The sequence below is a fragment of the Natrarchaeobius versutus genome (genome assembly GCF_041205745.1).
Classification (GTDB): domain Archaea; phylum Halobacteriota; class Halobacteria; order Halobacteriales; family Natrialbaceae; genus Natrarchaeobius; species Natrarchaeobius versutus.
Genome location: NZ_JBGFCC010000002.1, coordinates 67,508 through 88,173, shown reverse-complemented (window position 1 = coordinate 88,173; position 20,666 = coordinate 67,508). Strand labels below are relative to the sequence as shown.

14 protein-coding genes and 1 pseudogene are annotated in these 20,666 nt (G+C 65.0%); 7 read left to right on the top strand and 8 right to left on the bottom strand.

Annotated features, from left to right (window positions below; genetic code table 11):
- Positions 1–42 precede the first annotated feature (42 nt).
- Together AB7C87_RS05755 and AB7C87_RS05750 are read right to left on the bottom strand one after the other, a co-directional pair.
- Positions 43–876 (bottom strand): DUF4097 family beta strand repeat-containing protein, encoded by an 834-nt coding sequence (locus AB7C87_RS05755; protein WP_369728468.1) that lies wholly within the window; start codon positions 874–876, stop codon positions 43–45.
- A 72-nt stretch (positions 877–948) separates the two neighbouring features.
- Positions 949–3,759, bottom strand: coding sequence for an efflux RND transporter permease subunit (locus AB7C87_RS05750; RefSeq protein ID WP_369728467.1), 2,811 nt, complete (start codon positions 3,757–3,759; stop codon positions 949–951).
- A gap of 460 nt (positions 3,760–4,219) precedes the next feature.
- Between AB7C87_RS05750 and AB7C87_RS05745 the strand changes: the two genes are divergently transcribed.
- Positions 4,220–6,904 (top strand): valine--tRNA ligase, encoded by a 2,685-nt coding sequence (locus tag AB7C87_RS05745; RefSeq protein ID WP_369728466.1) that lies wholly within the window; start codon positions 4,220–4,222, stop codon positions 6,902–6,904.
- 198 nt (positions 6,905–7,102) lie between these two features.
- Here the strand turns inward: AB7C87_RS05745 and AB7C87_RS05740 are convergent, their stop codons facing one another.
- The gene (locus tag AB7C87_RS05740) at positions 7,103–7,726 is read right to left on the bottom strand and encodes a hypothetical protein (protein WP_369728465.1); all 624 of its coding nucleotides are present in this window, start codon (positions 7,724–7,726) and stop codon (positions 7,103–7,105) included.
- A gap of 106 nt (positions 7,727–7,832) precedes the next feature.
- Positions 7,833–8,537 (bottom strand): DUF1405 domain-containing protein, encoded by a 705-nt coding sequence (locus tag AB7C87_RS05735; protein ID WP_369728464.1) that lies wholly within the window; start codon positions 8,535–8,537, stop codon positions 7,833–7,835.
- 108 nt (positions 8,538–8,645) lie between these two features.
- Here AB7C87_RS05735 and pdxS point away from each other — a divergent pair, with 108 nt between their 5' ends.
- Positions 8,646–9,554, top strand: coding sequence for a pyridoxal 5'-phosphate synthase lyase subunit PdxS (gene pdxS, locus AB7C87_RS05730; RefSeq protein ID WP_369728463.1), 909 nt, complete (start codon positions 8,646–8,648; stop codon positions 9,552–9,554).
- On the opposite strand, the gene AB7C87_RS05725 is transcribed toward pdxS, so the two are convergent.
- Complete coding sequence (locus AB7C87_RS05725) at positions 9,551–10,063, bottom strand: hypothetical protein (protein WP_369728462.1); 513 nt, start codon at positions 10,061–10,063, stop codon at positions 9,551–9,553. The genes pdxS and AB7C87_RS05725 overlap by 4 nt on opposite strands.
- Before the next feature lie 244 nt (positions 10,064–10,307).
- Here AB7C87_RS05725 and AB7C87_RS05720 point away from each other — a divergent pair, with 244 nt between their 5' ends.
- From AB7C87_RS05720 to AB7C87_RS05700, 5 genes are all read left to right on the top strand, one after another.
- Positions 10,308–11,225, top strand: a complete 918-nt coding sequence (locus AB7C87_RS05720) for an ABC transporter ATP-binding protein (RefSeq protein WP_369728461.1) — start codon at positions 10,308–10,310, stop codon at positions 11,223–11,225.
- Positions 11,225–12,007, top strand: a complete 783-nt coding sequence (locus tag AB7C87_RS05715; RefSeq protein WP_369728460.1) for an ABC transporter permease subunit — start codon at positions 11,225–11,227, stop codon at positions 12,005–12,007. Before AB7C87_RS05720 ends, AB7C87_RS05715 begins: the two co-directional genes overlap by 1 nt.
- Positions 12,008–12,143: 136 nt before the next feature.
- Positions 12,144–12,926 (top strand): ABC transporter permease, encoded by a 783-nt coding sequence (locus AB7C87_RS05710; protein ID WP_369728459.1) that lies wholly within the window; start codon positions 12,144–12,146, stop codon positions 12,924–12,926.
- Between the two features lie 100 nt (positions 12,927–13,026).
- Positions 13,027–14,040, top strand: a complete 1,014-nt coding sequence (locus AB7C87_RS05705) for a hypothetical protein (protein WP_369728458.1) — start codon at positions 13,027–13,029, stop codon at positions 14,038–14,040.
- 64 nt (positions 14,041–14,104) lie between these two features.
- The gene (locus tag AB7C87_RS05700) at positions 14,105–14,887 is read left to right on the top strand and encodes a hypothetical protein (RefSeq protein WP_369728457.1); all 783 of its coding nucleotides are present in this window, start codon (positions 14,105–14,107) and stop codon (positions 14,885–14,887) included.
- Positions 14,888–14,907: 20 nt separating this feature from the next.
- Here the strand turns inward: AB7C87_RS05700 and AB7C87_RS05695 are convergent, their stop codons facing one another.
- From AB7C87_RS05695 to AB7C87_RS24195, 3 genes and pseudogenes are all read right to left on the bottom strand, one after another.
- A complete protein-coding gene (locus AB7C87_RS05695) occupies positions 14,908–15,258 on the bottom strand; it encodes a hypothetical protein (protein ID WP_369728456.1) in 351 nt (116 codons plus the stop codon).
- Positions 15,259–15,265: 7 nt separating this feature from the next.
- The gene (locus AB7C87_RS05690; RefSeq protein WP_369728455.1) at positions 15,266–16,153 is read right to left on the bottom strand and encodes a homoserine kinase; all 888 of its coding nucleotides are present in this window, start codon (positions 16,151–16,153) and stop codon (positions 15,266–15,268) included.
- Positions 16,154–17,946: 1,793 nt separating this feature from the next.
- Positions 17,947–20,289 (bottom strand): annotated as a pseudogene (locus tag AB7C87_RS24195) (methyl-accepting chemotaxis protein); the annotation flags it as partial.
- Positions 20,290–20,666: the final 377 nt, after the last annotated feature.

The window sequence follows — 20,666 nt, the reverse complement described above, 5'->3', positions numbered from 1 at the left end:
TGCCGGGGTCACTGGAGTCGGGACGTCGTCGTGGTGGCTCCCTCATTCGAGCGTCGTGAGGGTGATCCGTCCGGTCCCCGTCTCGAATCGAAGCTCCGGGCCGCCGTCGCCGAGCGTTCCCGTCACGAGATCACTCCCCTCCGACACCTCGGCAAACTCGAGATCGTCGACATCGATCCGTCCGGTGCTCGTACTGACGTGGAGTTCCGCGTCGATCGCGGGATCGACCGCGGCCTCGATTCGGCCGGTACTGGTCGAGATCGTCGTGTCGCCGTCGATCGCGGGCACGTCCGTGTCGACGCGACCCGTGCTCGTCGAGATACCCTGAATCCCGTCGACGTCGCGGATCTCGACGCGACCGGTACTCGTCCGGACACCCACGGAGCCGTCGACGTCCGCTAAGTCGACGCGACCCGTACTCGTATCGACCGTCAGGTCGCCGGTCACGTTTCGGACGGCGACCCGCCCGACGCTCATATCGATCGCCTCGAGTGCGACGCCGCGGGGAACGTCGGCGTCGAGGTTCATCGACGGCGGGTTCTGGAACCAGCCACCGCTCCCCTCCCACTCGGAGCGAACTTCGAGCCTCTCGTCGGTGCGTTCGGTCTCGAGTGTCAGGTCATCAAGGTCGGTGGTGATCGAACTGGATTGCTTCTCCGCCTCGAGACGAATGTCGTCGCGATCGGTCCCGACGGCCGAGACGGTCCCGACGTCGCCGTGGATGGAGAGACGGTCCGCCCCGTCGACGGCGATCGTCTCCTCGTCCTCGATGCGCTGTCCGACGAGCGGCGTCATACTGGCACAGCCCGCAATCGACGCGAGACCGCCGGTTGCGAGGCCGGCGAGCATCGTCCGTCTGGTCGGCGTTCGCTTCATACTCGACGCAACGACCGCGATCACCGTTAAGAGGGTGGGACGACTGGTGGTCGGCCATCCGACCACCGGTTTTTATATACTGGTTTTCTCCGCTCGGAGCGTCGATATCCACGCGAGGAGCCGCTCGCGGACGACGAGCAAACAGGGCAATACGGTCACGCAGGAGACGAACGCGAGGACGATACTGAGCGCGGTGACGAGTCCGAACCGCTGGAGCGGCGGTGCGAGCGCGAGTGCGAGTACGCCGAAGCCCGCGGCAGTCGTCATCGCGCTCCCGAGAAGCGCCCCGCCGGTTCCCGTGATCGTCGCGGAGAGCGCATCGTCCAGTGCGTCCCGCGCTCGGCGCGAGCCGTCGTCACCGATTCCATCCGGAGACGCCCGCCGCCGTTCGTCGAGGAATCGTTCGCTTACGTGGATGCTGTAGTCTACGCCGAGGCCGATCGCGAGGCTCGTGATCACCGCGGTTTCGCTGTTGAACGGAATGTCGAGGAGGGCCATCGCACCGAGTAGCCACGCGAGCGCGGCGACGACCGGCGCGAGCGTGACGAGCCCGAACGAGAGCGTCCGATATCGAACCCAGTAGAGGATCGTAAGGAAGGCCCCGATGACGGCGAGCGTCAGCGCGAACGCCTGAACGAGCGTCTCGAGCAACGCGTCTTGAATCACCGCCGTCGTGACGGGACCGCCGGTCGCGACCGCCGTGACCGGCGCGTCGTCCTCGATGGCGGCGGCGAGTTCGCGGGTGTCGTCGGCGACGGCCTGGGTCGAGGCGTCGCCGCGAACGTCGACGAGCAATCGGGCCGACTCGTACTCGCCCGCCGCTCCGTTCTCCGCGAGCGACGCGTCGCCCGCCTCCGCCGGTTCCACACCGTCACCGCTCCGAAAGAGCACCGCCGAGGCGGCGTCAGGATCCGCCTCGTACAGTTCGTCGTAGAACCCGTCTACGTCCTCGTCGGGCAGATCGTCGCCGGTCTCGTCGCGTTCTTCGAGCGCGACGGCGACGGACTCGTTTTCGGCGGCGACGGCCCGGGAGACGCTCGCCGGGCTCTCGATCGCCGGCGCTCCGTCGCTGCGAACGACGATCGTCCCGTCGCCGTCGACGTCGGCGGTAGCGCGATCGATCGCCTCGAGCGTCGCCGGATCCGTCACGTCGCCCCGTATCAGTATCTGGCTCTGGGTACCCTCGCCGCGTTCCTGGAAGTTGTCGCTCAGATACTCCGCATCGTCGCCGACGGTGTACGTCCCGGGCTCGAGCGGGCCGGGAAGCGCCGACGTCCACTCCGGTGGATTCTCGGGGAGGAAATCGGCCTCGTTGAACTCGGTGTCGATCCCCGTCGCCCCGTAGGCCCCGCCGATGGCGAGGAGAACGGCGACGGCGACGACGGCGAGAGGAACTCGGCGGACGACGGCAACCACGCTCGAGAGCCCTCGGTTGACGAGTCCCGCCCCTCGTCCGAACGGGGACTTCCGCCGGTCGACGCCGAAGCGGCTCTCGAGGAGGTCGTCGATCTCGACTTTCAGCGCCGGAACTAAAAGCGCGAAGGCGACGAACGTCGCGAAGATGCCGACGGCGCTCAAGATTGCGAAGTCTCGGATCGCCGGCAACGGGCTGACGACGTTCGAGAGGAACCCGATCCCCGTCGAGAACGTCGCGGCCGCGAGCGCGAGGACGACTCCCGTGAGCCCCAGTCGCATGCCCCAGCGGACGGATCGTCGGTTTGGCTCCTCACCGCCGGCGGAGCCATCTCCTGTGGTAGTAGCCGAGACTCCCTCGAGTTTCCCCGCTCTCGCCTCTCGGGAGCGCATAATGACGTGCAGGGAGTAGTCGATTCCCAGCCCGATCAGGAGAAACGGCACGGCGATCAACAGCTGACTCATGGGAATCTCGAGCCAGCCCATCGCTCCGCCGAGCCAGGCCATCACGACCCCGATGCCGACGATACTCACGAGGACGTCGACCGCGTCGCGGTAGGCGACGGTGAGCGCGGCGAGGACGAGTACCAACGCGACGGGCGTGATGATGGCGAAGCTGTCGCCGACGGCGTTGCCCGTGGCCTCGTCGACGATTCCGCCGCCGAAGACGAACGCGTCTTCGAACCGTTCGTCGACCAGGTCCGCGAGTTCGACCTGTGCGTCGTAGGCGGCGTCTGGATCCTCGTCGGGGCCCCCGTCGTCGACCTGGAAGACGAAGGCGATGCGGGCGTCCGCGGTGGTCGACCCCGGCTCGTACTCCGTCGGGAGGAACTCGTACGGATCGGCCTCGTCACCGGCGACCGCGGATTCGCCCCCGCTCGCGCCGTCGTCGCCACGGTCGAACGCGTCGTCCGACTCGGCGCTGGCGGGTTCTTCACCGTCACTCGAGTCGGCTTCCGGATCGAGTACCCCGGCGAGCAGCTCCTCGACGTCCTCGTCCGATCGCGATTCGAGGGCGTCGATCTGTTCGTCGAGTGTCGGTTCCGTCGTGTCGGGCGGACCCTCGGCCTCCGCCACTCGATCCTCGAAGACGGCACCGGTCGCAACGACGTTTTCGAGGGCGAGAACGCCCGGCTCCTCGAGCGTCGCGTTCACCGACGCGGTCTCGCGAACCTCCCGCTGGAGTTCGAGGCCGGCGAGCAACGATTCCCGCGTGAGGACGTCACCGCCCTCCTCGCGAATCACGACCTGGGCGACGACGCCCTCGTCGGTTCCGTAGGTCGCCTCGATCTCGGAGAGGGCGTTCGCCTCTTCGGAGTCGGTCTCGAACTGGCCGATACCGCCGTCTTCGGGGTCGCCGACCGCCGCGCCGGCCGCGACGACCGCGCTGACGACCAGGACGAGCGCGACGACGAGTTTGCTGTGGGAGACGACGAGGTCGGCGAACCGCACCGGGAGCGACTCGCTCATTCGGTATTGGGTCGGTCGTCGATCGATTCGACGGCTCGAGCGCAACCGTCTCGGCGGTCGAGGCGAGGTTCCATCGGGGGGCGGAACACGGGCATGTCCCTGCACTCCACCGACCGGACCTAAAAGATTGAGCCAAACACGGCGATCGACGTCGCTATCCTCCCGGGCCCGGCCGGGGGAGAGTTCGAGGCGGTGGCGTCGACGCGACGACGAAACACCTAACATGGTTCCCCCTGGTATCACCACGTATGACCGGTTCCGCCGCGGTCGCGGACGATCGTGTCGACCCGTCCGCCCTCGCCGTTTTCGTAGGGGCTCTATAGCCCCGCATCACCCACCCCGTTTCGACGGATGTATTGTGGCCGACCAGCATTCACCGACAACGAACGAGTATGGACGACAGCCGATTCCACGCTGTGATCACGACGTACCGACGACGCCCCACGCGGGCGGTGAGAGCATGAGTATGGACGCCCAGGAGCGCTCTAACGACGAGGAGCCGTCGCTCGAGGGGGGCTACGATCCCGATGCCGTCGAATCCCGCTGGCAAGAGCGGTGGGTCGACGAGGAGATCTACGCCTACGAGAGCGATCCCGAGCGCGATCCGAACACGACCTACGCGATCGACACACCCCCGCCGACGGTCTCGGGGAGCCTGCACATGGGGCATCTCTACGGCCACACCCTCCAGGATTTCGCCGCCCGATTTCAGCGAATGCACGACGGCGAGGTCCTCTTTCCGTTCGGCTACGACGACAACGGGATCGCGAGCGAGCGTCTGACCGAGACGGAACTCGACATCCGCCACCAGGATTACGAACGCCGGGAGTTTCAGGAACTCTGTCGTGAGGTCTGTGCGGAGTACGAGACCGACTTCACCAGCCAGATGCAGGATCTCGGTACGTCGATCGACTGGTCGAACACGTACAAGACGATCGAACCCCGCGTCCAGCGCATCTCCCAACTGTCGTTTCTCGATCTCTACGAGAAGGGGCGCGAATATCGGAAAAAGGCGCCCGCGATCTGGTGTCCCGAGTGCGAGACGGCGATTTCGCAAGTCGAGACCGAAGACGACGAGCGCCACTCCCACTTCAACGACATCGCGTTCGACGTCGTGTCCGACGGCACCGACCGCGAGGAGTTCGTCATCTCCACGACGCGGCCCGAACTGATTCCCGCCTGCGTCTCCGTCTTCGTCCACCCCGACGACGAGGCAAACCAGGATCTCGTCGGCGAGACCGCGAGGATTCCGATCTTCGGCCACGAGGTGCCGATTATCGAAGACGAGCGCGTCGACATGGAGAAAGGAAGCGGGATCGTGATGTGTTGTACCTTCGGCGACCAAAACGACATCGAGTGGTACCAGGCTCACGACCTCCCGCTCCGTGTGGCCATCGACGAGACCGCGACGATGACCGACCTCGCCGGCGACTACGAGGGGCTGTCCACCGAGGATGCTCGCGAGGCCATCGTCGAGGATCTGGACGAAGCGGGGCATCTGCGAGATCGCTGGGATATCACCCACGCGGTCGGCGTCCACGAACGCTGTGACACTCCCGTCGAGTACCGCGTCTCCAAGCAGTGGTACGTCGAGATCCTCGATCACAAAGAGGAGTACCTCGAGGCCGGCCGGGAGATGGACTGGTACCCCGAGAAGATGTTCACGCGGTACAAACACTGGATCGAGGGCTTAGAGTGGGACTGGCTCATCTCCCGCCAGCGCGATTCGGGTATTCCGTTCCCGGTCTGGTACTGCGAGGAGTGTGACCACCCGATCATGGCCGATCGTGAGGACCTCCCGGTCGACCCGCTCTCGGACGAGCCGCCGGTCGACGCCTGTCCCGAGTGCGGTCACGACGAGTTCGAACCCGAAGAGGACGTCTTCGACACGTGGGCGACCTCCTCGCTGACGCCGCTGATCAACGCCGGCTGGGACTGGGACGAGGAGGCCGAGGAGTTCGCGATGGAGATGCCGGAACTCTACCCCTTCGACCTGCGCCCGCAGGGCCACGACATCATCTCGTTTTGGCTGTTTCACACCATTGTCAAGTGTTACGAACACACCGGCGAGGTCCCCTTCGACGCGACGCTGATCAACGGCCACGTCTTGGACGAAAACCGCGAGAAGATGTCCAAATCGCGGGGCAACGTCGTCGCGCCAGACGAGGTGCTCGCGGAGTACCCGGTCGACGCCGTGCGCTTCTGGGCGGCGAGTGCGGCCGTCGGCGACGACTTTCCCTACCAGGAGAAAGACCTCCGCGCGGGCGAGAAACTCCTGCGCAAGCTCTGGAACGCCTCGAAACTCGTCGACACCCTTGTGCCGGCCGATCCCGACGAACCCGAGGATCTCGAGCCGATCGATCGCTGGTTGCTCGCCGAACTCGACGACGCCGTTTCCGAACTCACTGCCCACTTCGAGGCCTACGAGTTCGCGAAGGCCCGCGATCGCCTGCGGACGTTCTTCTGGAATACCTTCTGTGACGACTACCTCGAGATCGCCAAGGGTCGCGAGGACAACCCCTCGACGCAATACGCGCTCCGGACGGCCCACCGGACGTTCCTCGAGCTGTGGGCGCCCTTCCTGCCCCACGTCACGGAAGAGATCTGGCAGGCCGTCTACGCCGACTGCGAGGCGGGAGACGACGACGCGGACCTCGAGACCTCGAGCATTCACGTCCGAGCGTGGCCCGCGCCACAGGGGTACGAGGCCGATCTCGAGGCCGGCGAGACGGCGATCGAGGTCATCTCGGCGCTTCGTCGGTACAAAAGCGAGAACCAGCTCCCGCTCAACGCCGACCTCGAGTCGGTGTCGGTCTACGGCCCGATCGAGGGCTTCGAGGACGCCATCCGGAACGTGATGCACGTCCGGGAGCTGACGGTGCTCGCCGAGGAGCCCGAGGTGACGACCGAAATCGCCTCGATCGACCTCGATTACTCCACGCTCGGGCCGCGGTTCGGCTCGAAGGTCGGCGAGATCGACGCCGGGATCGACAGCGGCGACTACGAAATCGACGAGGACGTGGACGTGCTTCGGGTGGCGGGCGAGGACCTCGAGGGCGATCTGTTCGAGGTCGAACTCGAGCGCACCTACTCGGGCGCCGGCGAGATGATCGAGACCGAGTCGGCGGTCGTCGTCGTCGAGTAACGGCCGGCGATTTCCGGTTTCGTACGGATTACTGTCCCGATGTCCCGGCGGTGAGTCGAACCGTGTGAGACGAGTCTCGGTGGAGCAGTACAGCGAGTCCACCGTTGCAACCGCCGCCCGAGTCGCGGTTGGGCCGGAACTGACTGACAGTAAACCGTATCAGACGGTGATCGTTTTTCGACTCGAGCGGTTGGCCGATTAGCCGTCCGTGTCCGTATCTGTGTCCCGTCCATCGGAATCCGAATCGCCGTCGGTGCCATCAGCGTCACTATCGGAATCGCCGTCATCACTATCGGAATCGCCGTCATCACTATCGGAATCGCCGTCGCCACTATCGGAGTCGGTGTCCGTATCCGAATCACCATCGTCACTATCGGTGTCCGTGTCGGAATTCGAATCCCCGTCGACCTCCGAATCGAAATCGAATTTCGAATCCGAGCCGACGGCCTCACCGAATTCGTCCACCGCGCCGGCGTTCGGTACCGGCTTCGAGTCGGCGTCACCGTCGACCGGATCGGCGTTCGACCGCCCGCTCGAGTCGTCTCTCCCGTCCGGGCCGGCGACGGCTGGCTCCGATCGACTCGAGTGCGGGGTCACGTCGATCCCGATCGCGTAGAGGACGATCGGCGGGCAGACGTAGGATGCGATCGCCACCACGGCGAAGAGTGGATCGACGAAGACGAGCAGGCCGAATATCGCGAGCGCCGCCGCCGACGCGGTGTGGACCGCAGAGCCCGTGTACTCCCGATAGTACTCCCATAATCCGCGGAGCCACGGGCGTATCGACGACTCGCGCCCTCGTTCGATCACCGCGAGTACCATACGGGTTGTTAGGGATCGACGACCAAGAGCCTCGTCCACCGGCTGGTTGACCCCCCCTTCGGGTCACGGGCGCGACCGCGGGACCGGCGTGGCGAGCGGGATCGAGCTATCCCGACGATTCGGCTCGAGCCGCCTCACACGTTTTGACCCGAATCGCGAGCGCGAGAAAGAGCGCGAGGATGGTGAACGTCACCTCGCCGGCGGCGACGACGCCGAGCGCGTCGGCCCCGAGAAACATCGGCGTATCCTGGGGGACCGGAATCGTCGTGTGGTGGACGCCGTGTGGCCCCTCGAGAATCGGCACGAAGTAGTCGACGATCAGGTTGCTCGTATACCAGACGACTGCGATGGCGACGCCGCTGACCGAAAAGTCGGTGATCCGGTGGAGGACGAGCGCCTGGACGACCATCCCGAGGTGACTCCAGAACAGGAACTGGTACATCAGCGGGTGGAGATAGCCGTACGAATCGGAGAAGACGAGCAACGTATACGGCGTCCAGAGGCCGAGAATGATGTTTCCGAAGAAGGCGAGGGCGGTGAGCCACGGCAGGTCGTAGCCGAGTTTCCAGGCGGCGATCGCGAGCGCGATCAAAAGCGTCGCGATCGGGCTGTCGGGTACCCACGGCCACATCAGCGCCGGCGTCTCGGCGAACTGGCCGGCGTAGTACCAGAAACCAAAGACCGTTCCCGCGAGGTTGACCGCGACGACGAGCCAGGCGAATCGGAGCCCGAGATCCTCGATCGGTTTCGGCACCGGGGCGAGGTATCGGGGAAGCGCATCTCGGTCGGGAACCTCGCTCGTCGCGAACATCGTTCGTCCGTCGTGTGGGCCGACAGTCGCAAAACACTAGCGGTCGCCGACGGTCGGTCGTTAGCCGGAACGAACACGCGTAAGTGCGGCGGGTCCAAACCTCCAAGTATGACGACAGAGACCGATCTCGAGGAACTACGGCGCGGCACGGACCTCATCAAGCGAGGGTTCGCGCAGATGCAGAAAGGCGGCGTCATCATGGACGTCGTCGACCCCGAACAGGCCCGGATCGCCGAGGAGGCCGGCGCGGTCGCCGTCATGGCTCTGGAAGCGGTGCCGGCGGACATTCGGAAACGCGGCGGCGTCGCCCGGATGGCCGATCCAGCGGACGTCGAAGAGATCGTCGACTCGGTCTCGATCCCGGTGATGGGCAAAGCCCGAATCGGCCACGCGAAAGAGGCCCAGATTCTCGAGGCCGTCGGCGTCGATATGATCGACGAGTCCGAAGTGCTCACTCCCGCCGACGACGCCTACCACATCGACAAACGCGACTTTACCGCGCCGTTCGTCTGTGGCGCGCGCAACCTCGGCGAGGCCCTGCGCCGGATCGAAGAGGGCGCGGCGATGATCCGAACCAAAGGCGAAGCCGGCACCGGCGACGTCAACCAGGCCGTCCACCACCAGCGCACGATCAAAGGCGAGATTCGACGACTCGAGGGGATGAGCTTCGAAGAGCGCGAGGCCTACGCCCGCGAGATCGAAGCGCCCGCGGAACTGATCCACGAGACCGCCGAGATGGGCCGGCTCCCGGTCGTGAACTTCGCCGCCGGCGGGATCGCAACGCCCGCCGACGCCGCGCTCATGATGCACCACGAGTGCGACGGTATCTTCGTCGGAAGCGGTATCTTCGGCGCGGAGAACCCGCCCGTGATGGGCGAGGCGATCGTCGAGGCCGTCAACAACTGGGACGACCCCGAAGCCCTCGCCGAGATCTCGAAGAACCTCGGCAAGGGGATGAAAGGCGACGCGAACGTCGACCTCCCCGAAGAGGAGAAGATGCAGGGACGGGGCGTCTAACAGTCGGCGAGTTCCGTGGCGTACGCCGATTCGACGTCGCTGTCGTCTCGGACGAGTATTGCGTGCACTGATCGGTTACAGTCGACGAACTCTTCGTCGACGTCGACGGTTCCCGCGACCGATTCGGCCTCGAGTTCGATCGCGTACTCGTCAGGCGTTTCGAATCGGATTAGCGCGTAGGCCGACGGCAAGAGTTCGACGGACAGTTCGCGTATCGCTGTTCCAGCCGAATCGCGGACCACGAGCGACGTGTCCAGCCGCGGCGACTCTGCGAGGACGACCGCGTCGTGGGAGACGTCCGAAGAGCCGATCCGAATCGCCTTCGAGGCGGACACGTCCTCGGGCACCTCGAGATCCCACTCCTCGTCGTACAGGAACAGTGACGCGTCGATCTCCGCGGGATCCAGTTCGGTGACAGTGACGTCCGAACCGCCGGTTTCACGTTCCTCGTCCGCCGTGATCGAGTCATCCTCGAGACAGCCGGCGAGACTCGCAGCGCTTGCGGCCACGGCCCACGTTAGGACGTGACGTCGACTTCTCCCGGTACGATCGGCCATCCTTATTTCTGGCAGACACGTTCGAAGGGCATTAGCTTACTGTTGATTGTACACGGACTCCACCGTTTCAGTGTATTTGATGACACCAAGGAGTGCCGGTCACGATCGGTTCTTCAATTCCTCTCTCGACCCGTGATTGTCATCACACACGTCGCGTCGGCGCTCGTTTCAAGTGTCAGGACGTCGTGTGTTTCCTATGTCCGCCATCCGGATCGACGATCTCGCCAAACGGTACGGTGAAGTCGTCGCCAACGACGGAATCACTTTTGACGTCGATTCCGGCGAGATATTCGGCTACCTCGGCCCGAACGGGGCAGGCAAGACGACGACGATCAGGCTGTTACTCGGACTCATCAAGCCGACGTCGGGGACTGCGACCGTCCTCGGGACGGACATCCGCGACCGACGAGCGCTCACCAAACGGAAGGCCGACATCGGATACTTGCCGGATTCGATCGGCGTCGAGGAACGACTCACCGGCCGACAGGTACTCGATTACTTCGCACGGATGCGGGGCGACGAACGACGGGAGGAATTACTCGAGCTGTTTCACCCGCCCCTCGAGAAACCGGTCGAGACGTACTCTCACGGAAACAGACGGATGCTCGGCATCGTTCAGGCGTTTATGCACGATCCGGAGCTTGCGATCTTAGACGAGCCGACGTCCGGACTCGATCCGCTCAAACAGGATCGACTCCATCAGTTTCTCGAAGGGGAACGCGACGCCGGGAAGACGATCTTCTTCTCCTCACACGTGCTGAGCGAAGTGCAGCGGGTCTGCGATCGCGTCGGAATTATTCGCGAGGGAGAACTGGCAGCCCTCGAGGATATCGACGCGCTCCTCGAGCGAAGCGGCAAGCGGGTGTGGGTCCACCTGGCGGAACCGGTCGACGAAGCGCGCTTCGCAACGGACGAGATGATCGACCTCGAGATCGTCGACAGCGCGGTGCAGTTTACGTACACTGGCGAGTACAACGCACTCATCGATCACCTCGGCGAGTTCGACATCGCGAACGTCGACATCACCGATCCGCAACTCGACGAGATCTTCAAACACTACTACGGTGAGGGTTCGCCGGCGGAGACAGTCGATGCCGAACCGGCGAGGGGATGATGACGGCAATTTTGCGTACCGAGTCCAGAAAACTGGTCCGCAGTTCGCTCGTTCTGACCGGTCTGCTGGTTCTGCTGGTGGCGTTCGTTCTCGCCGTCTTTCCGGGGTTCGCGGAGGAGGCCGAACTCATCGAGGAGGCGTTTCCGCCCGTCTTGCTCGGCTTGCTGGGAATCGAAGAGATCCACACGATCGAGGGGTTCGTCGGTGGATACGTGTTCTCTCTCGTCTGGCTACTGTTCGCCGGGATTTATTTCGCGTACGTCAGCGCGGGGATGATCGTCGAGGACGTTCGCACGCGGCGGATGGACCTCCTCCTCTCGAATCCGGTCTCGCGGGAATCGGTCGTCCTCCAGAAGGTCGCGGCGCTGTGGGTTCCACTGGTCGCGTTGAACGTTGGCCTGTTCGTCGTCCTGTTCGTCGGGATCCGCGCCATCGGTGAGACGATCGATCCCGTCACCCTCGTGATAGCACACCTGTTCGTCGTCCCCTATCTGCTGGTCTGTGCCGGAATCGGTATCGTCCTCTCGGTCGTTCTCGGACGCGTCGAGAGCGCACAGGCGACTGCACTGGGACTCGTGTTCGTCTGCTGGCTGGTCGATGGCCTCTCTCACATGGACCCGGATTTCGAGTGGGTCGGTGCGATCACGCCGAGTCGGTACGTCGATCCGGGCGCGGTCCTCGTCCACGAGGAGTACGCATTCTCGGATGCAGGAATTCTTCTGATCGCGTTTCTCGTCTTGCTCGGCGTCGCGATCGGTCTCTTCGTCCGGAGGGATATCTGATGAGGGCGACACACCACACCGTAAACGCCGTCGCGTTCGACGCACCAACCAGTCGTCGCGAGCAGATCCACGAGCGCCGACGAAGCTCCCGCTCGAGACCCTCGTCGACGATTGGGCACCTCTCGGGGGTGACGACGTGACGGCGATTCTTCGCGTCGAGTCCAGAAAGCGGGTCCGCGGGTCGGTCGCTCTCGTCGTCGTCTTCGTCCTCCTCTCTGCGCTTTACTTCTCGATGTTTCCGAGTCTCTCCGAGGAGATGGAAGCCCTCGAGGAGGCGTTTCCGGCCTTCTTCTTCGACCTGTTCGGGATCGAGGCGTTGCACACGATCGAGGGGTTCATCGCGGCCGAGATTTACTCGTTCTTCTGGGTGATCCTCGTCGGCATCTACTTCGCGTACGCCGGCGCAGGGCTGATCGCGGTCGACGTCGCCGACCGGAAGATGGATCTCACCCTCTCGAATCCGGTCTCGCGGGAGTCGGTCGTCCTCCAGAAGGTCGCGGCACTGTGGGTCCCGCTGGTCGCGTTGAACGTCGGGGTGGCGACCGTCGTCTACGTCGGCGCGCTCGTCATCGGGGAGTCGTTCGACCCCGTCGCGCTCGCGATGGTCCACCTGCTTTCGATTCCGTACCTGCTGGTCTGTGCAGGGATCGGCCTCGTCCTCTCGGTCGTCGTCGACCGGCCGAGGACCGCCCGAGCGACGGCGATAACGCTCGTATTCGTCTTCTGGCTGGTCGACGCCGTTTCCGGACTCGATCCCGACGTCGAGTGGATCGGCGCGGCGACACCGAGTCGGTACTTCGACGAGACGGCGATTCTCGTCCGCAAGGAGTACGCGCTTGCGGATGCCGGCATCCTTCTGGCGGCGTTTCTCGTCCTGCTCGCCGTCGCCATCGCCGTCTTCGTCCGCCGGGACATCTGACTCCACAACCGCCCGGCGGTTCCATACTGGCACGGCGACACTCAGTGAGTGCTGAACGAGGGCCCGGGCTATATCGAATCCGTCCGCGTACGCTCGAGTGATGACCTCGGATCGACGTGACGTCCTCGAGTTCGCAGGCGCGACGGCAGCGACGATCCTCGCGAGCGGACTCGTGGGCTGTGTCGGCGTCGACGCACAAGAGGCGGCCGACGACGTGCCGGCGTACACCCGGTGGCTCGCAATCGAGGACGGCGGCCTCGAGTTCGTCGCCGTCGACTGGGCCGCTCTCGAGGGGTACGTCGAAGACGAACTCGCGGACATTCAGCCGGGTGCCGAGGAGGAAGCGGTGCCGCCGGAGTACGAGGCGGATCCGATGATCGCACCCGCCTCCGAGGGCCTGCTCGAGGCGTATTTCTTCGTTGGACTCGACCTCGCCCAGTACGGCCTCGGCAGGCTCCTCGAGGCTGATGCATTCGAGTCGACCGTCGCGGAGCTACTGCTGACCGACGACGCACTGGTCGTGACCGGGGCGATGGATCCCGGCGAACTGGACGCCCAGTTGACCGGCGAGCCAGCGCTCGAGTTCATCCAGGAGTTCGAGCAGACGGACGAAATCGGCGAGTACGATGTATACGAGACGGTTGCGGCCGATGACGATGCGGCGATCGCCGTCGCCGACGACGCGCTCCTCGTTGTTCCCGACGACGCGACCGGTGACGATCCGACGGCCATCCTCGAGGCGACCATCGCGGTCGGGGAGGGTGACGCCGACCGGGCGATCGACGACTCCGGGGCGCTCGCGTGGCTGATCGAAACCGCCGGCGACGGCGATGTCGCCGTCGGGCAGTACGGCGATTCGATCGCCGTAACCGACGGGGAGGGACTCGTCGACCTCGCGTTCGGGACGTTCGAGGGGCTCGAAGGCGCCGACGGCGTCGTCTCGTCGCTGACGGTCGACGACGCAGAGACGTCCACCGGCGATTTCGCGGCGCTCGTCGAGGATCCCGACGAAGCTACGCTCGAGGAGGTCCTCGGGGCGTCCGCGGACGAGACCTCGGTCGACGTCGAGGATGATCGCGTGACCGCGACGGGCATCTGGACCGAGCCGAACTGACGCCGCGACCGAACGCAATCCGGGCGAGCGCACCCGTTTTCTCCGTTGGCGTCTTAACTATCGCATGAACTCTGCAACGTCACCAGCCACGTCCGAGGGACTATCCAATCGCCTCGAAGCGAAAACCGAGCGACTGCTCCGTGAGGTCGACAGCGACTCGGACGAGACGTTGACGGCGACGGCGGCCGAACTCTGGGATGTCGTCGACGAGTTCGAACCGCTCCTCGAGACGATCGATTTCGAGAAACTCCCCGATGCCGTCGAGCTCTCGGCGCTGACGGACTTCATCGATCTCGAGGGGGTGCCGGCGGCGATCCGCGACCGGGATCCGGACGCCGCGCTCGACTTCGATCTCGATGCGCTCCGCCGAGCGATTCACCTCCGACAGCTCTGGAACACCGTCGACCTCGTCGACTTTCGATCGGCGCTCCGGCGCGTGAACGACGAACTCGAGGATGTCGTCGGTGCCGACGCGCTGGCGTCGTCGGGGGGCTCCGAGGCGGCGACGCAGCTCTCGGCGTTCGTCGACGACGTGGCGGACGACGCGACGAACGCCGCGATCCAACAGCAGGCAATGCGGGGACAGAAGGCGGCTCGTAAGGGCGTGATCGACGGCCACGAGACGGTCGAACGGCTGTACGAGTCGATGCAACGCGGACCGGGCTATGCGGGTCGGCGTCCGGTCTCGAACAACCCGACTGCGGTCTCGTCGGTACCGTACGGCCCCCTCCCAGCGAGCGTCTCGACGCGCGTTTCGACCGTGCCGACGAACGTTCGCGGAGCGAAGGTCGACGCGCTCCCTCGAATATACAGTCGACGCTGGCAGCGAGTCGGACCCTCGAGGTGAGCGAGCCGGTTTCAGATCGATTACCGCCCGGCCCCCGGTGGGGGAACGAAGTTCGCTTGGACGAGAAAGAGAAAGACGAGGTAGGTCACCGCGGCGCCACCGAACAGCGACAGCGCTGCGTCGGGAGCAACTCGAGCGCCCACGGCGACGGCGAGTAGCGCCGCGGCGAGAGAGCCGGCTTGGACGAGCGGGCGCTCCCACCAGTCGCGGACCCGCTCGGCCTGACGAGCGGCGACAGCCTCGAAGCTGAGCGTCGCGAGGCCACCAAGCGCAAACGCGTAACTCGAGAAACTGGCGTTCGTCAGGACGAATCCGACAACGACGGCGACGAGAACGAAGACGGTGAGCGTGGCGTCAGTTCGAGCACCCATCTGCCCGCTACTCAGCGTTGGGGTACAGCCGCGCGCCCTCGCCGACGTGTGTCTGGTAGGCTCGGCTGTCGATTCCCACGTCACTGAACGCCCCGAGCATGGCCGAGGCGACGGTGCGCTGGTCGGCCTCGTAACAGACGGCGAGTACGCCAGGCCCCGCGCCGCTGACGGTGACGCCAGTTGCGCCGGCCTCGAGGGCGGCATCGCGAACCTGGGTGTAGCCGTCGATGAGTGCGGTCCGTTCCGGCGTGACGATCCTGTCGTCCATCCCGCGGCCGACGGCCTCGGGGTCGTCGCGGGTCATTCCCACGGCGAGCGTGGCGGCGTTCCCGACGGTATCGACGACGTCTCCGATCGGTGCGCTCTCGGGTACGACGCCGCGTGCGTCCCGTGTGGAGACGGTCGTCTCGGGGAGGCAGGCGACGACGGGGATCGACGCGTCGACTTGCGTGACACCGTCGGCGGTCACGACGGTGAAACCGCCGAGTAACGACGGCGCGACGTTATCCGCGTGGGCCTCGCCGGAGACGAGCGCCTCGCCTTCGGCGGCGATGGGGACGAGTTCCTCGCGCGTGAGGCCGCGATCGTAGAGTTCGTTCAACGCGACGGCCGCGGCGGCGGCGCTGGCGGCCGACGAACCGAGTCCGGAGGAGGGACGAACCCCCTTGTCGATTCGAATCCGGGCCGGCGCGTCGAGCGCGTCGGCGACCGCACCGACGGTGTTTTTCTTCGGATCCTCCGGAATGTACTGGCTCCCGGCGCCGGTGATCGAGATCGTCGTCTCCGACGCGCGTTCGACTCGAACGACGTCGGCGGGTGCTCCGAGCGCGACGCCGAAGACGTCGAAGCCGCTCCCCAGATTCGCACTCGTCGCTGGAGCCCGCACGGTAAGCATGGCGGATTCTTGCCACAGTGCAGGCAAAAAGGTAGCGAACGACGACGGGCCCCAGCGTTTCCGCCCTCACCCGTCGAAGGGAGCCACGGTCTTCCTGTCCAGCCGCGACTCCGATTTCGATGCTATTCTTCCGTCGCGTCGCCGAACGTGAACACGTCGTCGGCGTTTTCGATCTCCGCCGTTTCGTCGTCGGTTTCGTCGTCTTCGTCGGTTTCGTCGTCTTCGTCGGTTTCGTTCTCTTCGTCGGTTTTGGACTCCTCGCCGTTCGTCCGACCGTCCTCCGGGTTCTCCTCGTCCGGTTCAGATTCCGCCGGAGCCGCGGGATCAGCGTCGGCGCCGTCGTCCGCATCGAGCGGGTCGAACTGCCCGTCGTCCTCACCGGCAAACGGATTCCACTCCTCCGCCTCAGCGGTCATCTCGCCGTCGAGTTCGTCGGCCTGTGAATCGTCCACCGGAGGCGTCTCGCCCGCGTCGGATTCGATTACGGCATCCTCGAGCGGATCGGTGTCCTCGAGCGGGTCAACGTGTTCGTCCGGTCGACCGTCCGTCACATCCGCCGAATCGTCAACTCGATCGCCCACGCCTGTCGCGCCACTGTGGTCGGATTCGTCACTGGTGGCCGCGAGATCGACCGACTTCCCCGCATGTTCATCCTCGTTCGCCTCGAGATCCGGCGAATTGGTGTCGGATTCTACGACCTCCGCTTCGGGGGTCGTCGAGACGTCGTTCCAGTCCGGATCGACGAGTCCTCCTTCCTGCAGTGGGTCGTCGACCGTCGATCCGCCACTCGAGGCCGGTATCTCGTCGCTCGAGTCGAACGACTCTTCTTCGGGCGCGTCGTCGACGGGTTCCGAAAGCGGATCGTCAACGCCGTCGGAACGGTCGGTCGCTTCGGAAAGTGAATCGCCAGCGTCAGGACGGTCGGCTGAGTCGTCGGCCAGCGGGTCATCGAGATCCGAGTCGTCCGCCAGTGGATCGGCGATATCCGTGTCGTCGGCCAACGGATCTGTGGTGTCGTTGCTGTCGTCGAGTGAATCGTCGGTGTCGGAATCGGCGGCCAACGGGTCGGTCGTTCCCGAATTATCGACGCCACCGGTCAGCGGATCGCTCGCGTCGGCGTCCGCCTCGACGTCGCTCGAGGGCGCCAGGGTCCTGGTGTCTCCGTCGCTCGAATCCTCGGTTTCGACCGGTTCACTGTCGGCGAACCCGTCGCCGAGCGGATCGTCGTCGACAGCGAGATCGACGGCGTCGTCTGCGATCGAGTCGCCCGTCTCGGCCGGTTCGTCACTCGGTTCCCCCAGGTCCAACGAGTCGTCCATCCCGGCTTGCACCTCGTCCGGTTCTCCCCGGTCCAACGAGTCGCCCGACTCGAGCGGTTCGTCGTCCGAGGACTCTGATTCGAACGAGATTGCCGCGCTTTCACTCGTAGCGATCGGATCGTCGGGTTTCGCTTTCTGTTCCTCGGGCGTCGAATCGCCGGCCAGTGGATCGGACTGATCGACTTTGCCGTCCGTATCGTCGGTCGCAAACGTAATGCCGTCCGCCAGGTCGGTGGTCACATCCTCGTCGCTTCCCGCGTCGATTTCGTCGGTAGCCGTCGACGCGGCCGCGAGCGGATCGATATCGTCCTCCTCGAGAGACGGCTCGCCCGTCACGCCGTCCGATTCGTCCCCTGGATCGTCCGTCCCGGCTTCGGGAGCCACGGGGGCGGCCTCCGCCGAGACGTCGTCGGTCTCCGCATCTGGCGTCGCCTCTTCCTCGTCGACGGTTTCCTCGATGTCAGCACCCTCGAGCGTCGGGTCCGCGTCGACTGCGAGTTCCTCGAGTGTCGCCTCCGGATCGACCTCGAGGTCGTCCTCGTCGACGTCGGTGGCGAACCGATCGAGGGCGTCCGACAGTTCGGAGGATTGCCCGGCAAGTCGCGAGGCCGACTTCGTCACCTCCGTCAGCGCGCTCGTCTGCTCTTCGGCCGCGGCGGCGGCGGTCTCCGACCGCGTACTCGTCTGCTGGGAGATCGTCGCTACCTCGTCGACCATGGCGACGACCTCCTGGGTCGACGCGGCCTGTTCTTCGGTCGCGGCGGAGATCTCCTGGACCCCGCTGTTGGTCTCTTGGGCCAGGTCGGCGATCTCCTCGAGCGCTTCGACGGCCGCCTGGACCTGCTCGCTCGCGTCCTCGATGTGCGTACTGGTTCCCTCGACTTCGGCCGCCGAAACCTCGGTCCGCTCGCGGATCGCTTCGAGGCGCGCCTCGGCTTCGTTGGCCGCTTCGGCGACGTCCTCGGACAGCGCCTTGACCTCCTGTGCGACGACGGAGAATCCTTCTTCCTCGTCGCCCGTGACGGAACGCGACGCCTCGATGTTGGCGTTGAGCGCGAGCATGTTGGTCTGGCGTGCGATGTCGGAAATCGTCGCGATCAGCTCGTCGATCTGTTGGACTTCCTCCTCGAGGCGTTGAATCTCCTCGACGGCGCCCTCGGATTCGCCTTCGATCTCGTCCATCGCCTCGATCGCGGCTCGTGCGGCCGTTCGACCGCTCTGTCCGGTCTCGACCGTCTGTTCTGCGATGTCGGCGACCTCGTTCGATGAGGCGGCGATCTCTTCGGTCGTCGTCGAGAGCAGGTCCATCTCGCCGTCGACGGCCTGGAGCGACTCGTTTTGCTGGTCTGCACCCTCCGAGATCTCCTGGACCGACTCGGTGACCTGTTCGGACGCCGAGCGAACCTCCTCGTTCGAGGCCGTCACCTGCTCGGAGGCGAGCGCGACGGACGAAGCGAACCGGCTCAGTTCCGCGACGGTTCGTTCGATCTCCTCTAACATCTCGTTGAAGTCGGTCGCGATGGCGTCCATCGCTTCGTTCTCGCCGTCGGCGTCGATCCGGGCGGTCAAGTCACCCTCGGCGGCCGCGGCCATCACTTCGCTGTACTCGTCTGCGTTTCGCTCGAGGCGCTCGTTGATCTCTGCGATGCGTTCTCGCTCGCGTTCGGCGTCCTGGCGGGCGGTCTCGGCCTCCTGGATCTGTTCTCCCAGCGTGTCGCGCATCGAGGCGAGACCGTCGGCGAGCGTGCCCACGCTGTCGATTCGTTTCGTCTCGAACGCCACCTGGAGGTTGCCCTGTTCCATCTCGTTTACCTTCCGGGTGAGTCGACCGATCGACGACGTGGTGTTTCGTCCGAGGGCGACGCCGACCAATCCGACGAAGACGACGAGACCAGCGGCGGCGACGGCGAGTCCCTCCTCGTCGACCACTGCGAGGGAGCCAAACGCCGAGCTTCGTGGTTCGTACGTGAGGACGATCCAGTCGGTTCCCTCGACCGGTGCGCCGCTTACGACGTAATCGTCGGACCCGAACCCGTAGGCGGACAGGACGCCCGTGCCCCCGCCCGAGACCTGTTGTGTCATCGCACCGTCGGAGCGAACCCAGCCGGCGACGCTTCCGTCGTACTCCGCGCCGAGCGTTTCGCCACCGACGTACCCCTCGCTGTCGAGGACGATCTCGTCGTTCCCGTCGACGACCATGGTCACGGCAGACCCACTTCCGGAGAGTTGCGTGCCGACGGACTCGAGGTCGGCGGTGTAGACGATCGCCCGGTCGTCGTGACCGGATGCCTGAATCACGTAGGTCACGACCGCGTTGTCGCTCTCGAGGTCGTCGCTGACGTACGAACTCGAAACCCACGCCTCGTCGGCGGTGGCCTGGGCCGTCGCGTCGTCGTCGATGCCGTCGAGGTCGGCCAGTGGCCGATCCTGGAGCGCCCCGTCGGTGCTCGCGACGACGGTCCCGTTCGCCGTATCGACGTAGCTGATCGCGGCCGCGTCGCCCTCGAGGCGTTGTTCCCACTCGAGGAACCGTCGTTCGACCGCGTCGGCATCGTCACTCGCGACGGCGCCCGAGGAGGCGAGCATCGCTACCGTCCGTTCGTTTCGCTCGTGCCACTGTTGTAGCCCCTGTGCGTCCTGTTCGGTAAGAGAGAGCTGGTCCGCCTCGACGCGGTCTTCCACCTCGTCGGTGACGACGACGGTCGCGGCGAACCCGATGAGCCCGACCGACAGCCCGAGACACAGAAGCACGATCGTAAATTTGACCGTGTATCTGCGTCGGATGGCCGCCGGCACGAGCCGTCGAAGGAAACTCATTGATATCGAACGGGTGATGGCGTCGGCACATAAATGGTAATCCACGATTATCGAAGCTGATAATCCCTGGCGACAGAATAGACAGAAATTTGATTGTTTGCGGTACGACTTGGCTCTCTCTTCAGTGTACTTCCTCTCCGAATCTAGATGCATCCGTCTCGAAAGTCACCGGCGTCGAATCTCGACTCGAGCGATGTCCCAACGATCGGTTCCGATCCGACCGCAGACCTACCCGCTCGACCGGGAAACAGCGGTGCGATCCGTACGTACGGATTCGATGAGTCGTTCCCGGTCTAGCCGCGACACGTCTGCGGTCAGACCGGAAAATCGTTACAGCAATCCGGCTCAGTCGTTTACTCCTATAGTAACAACTACAA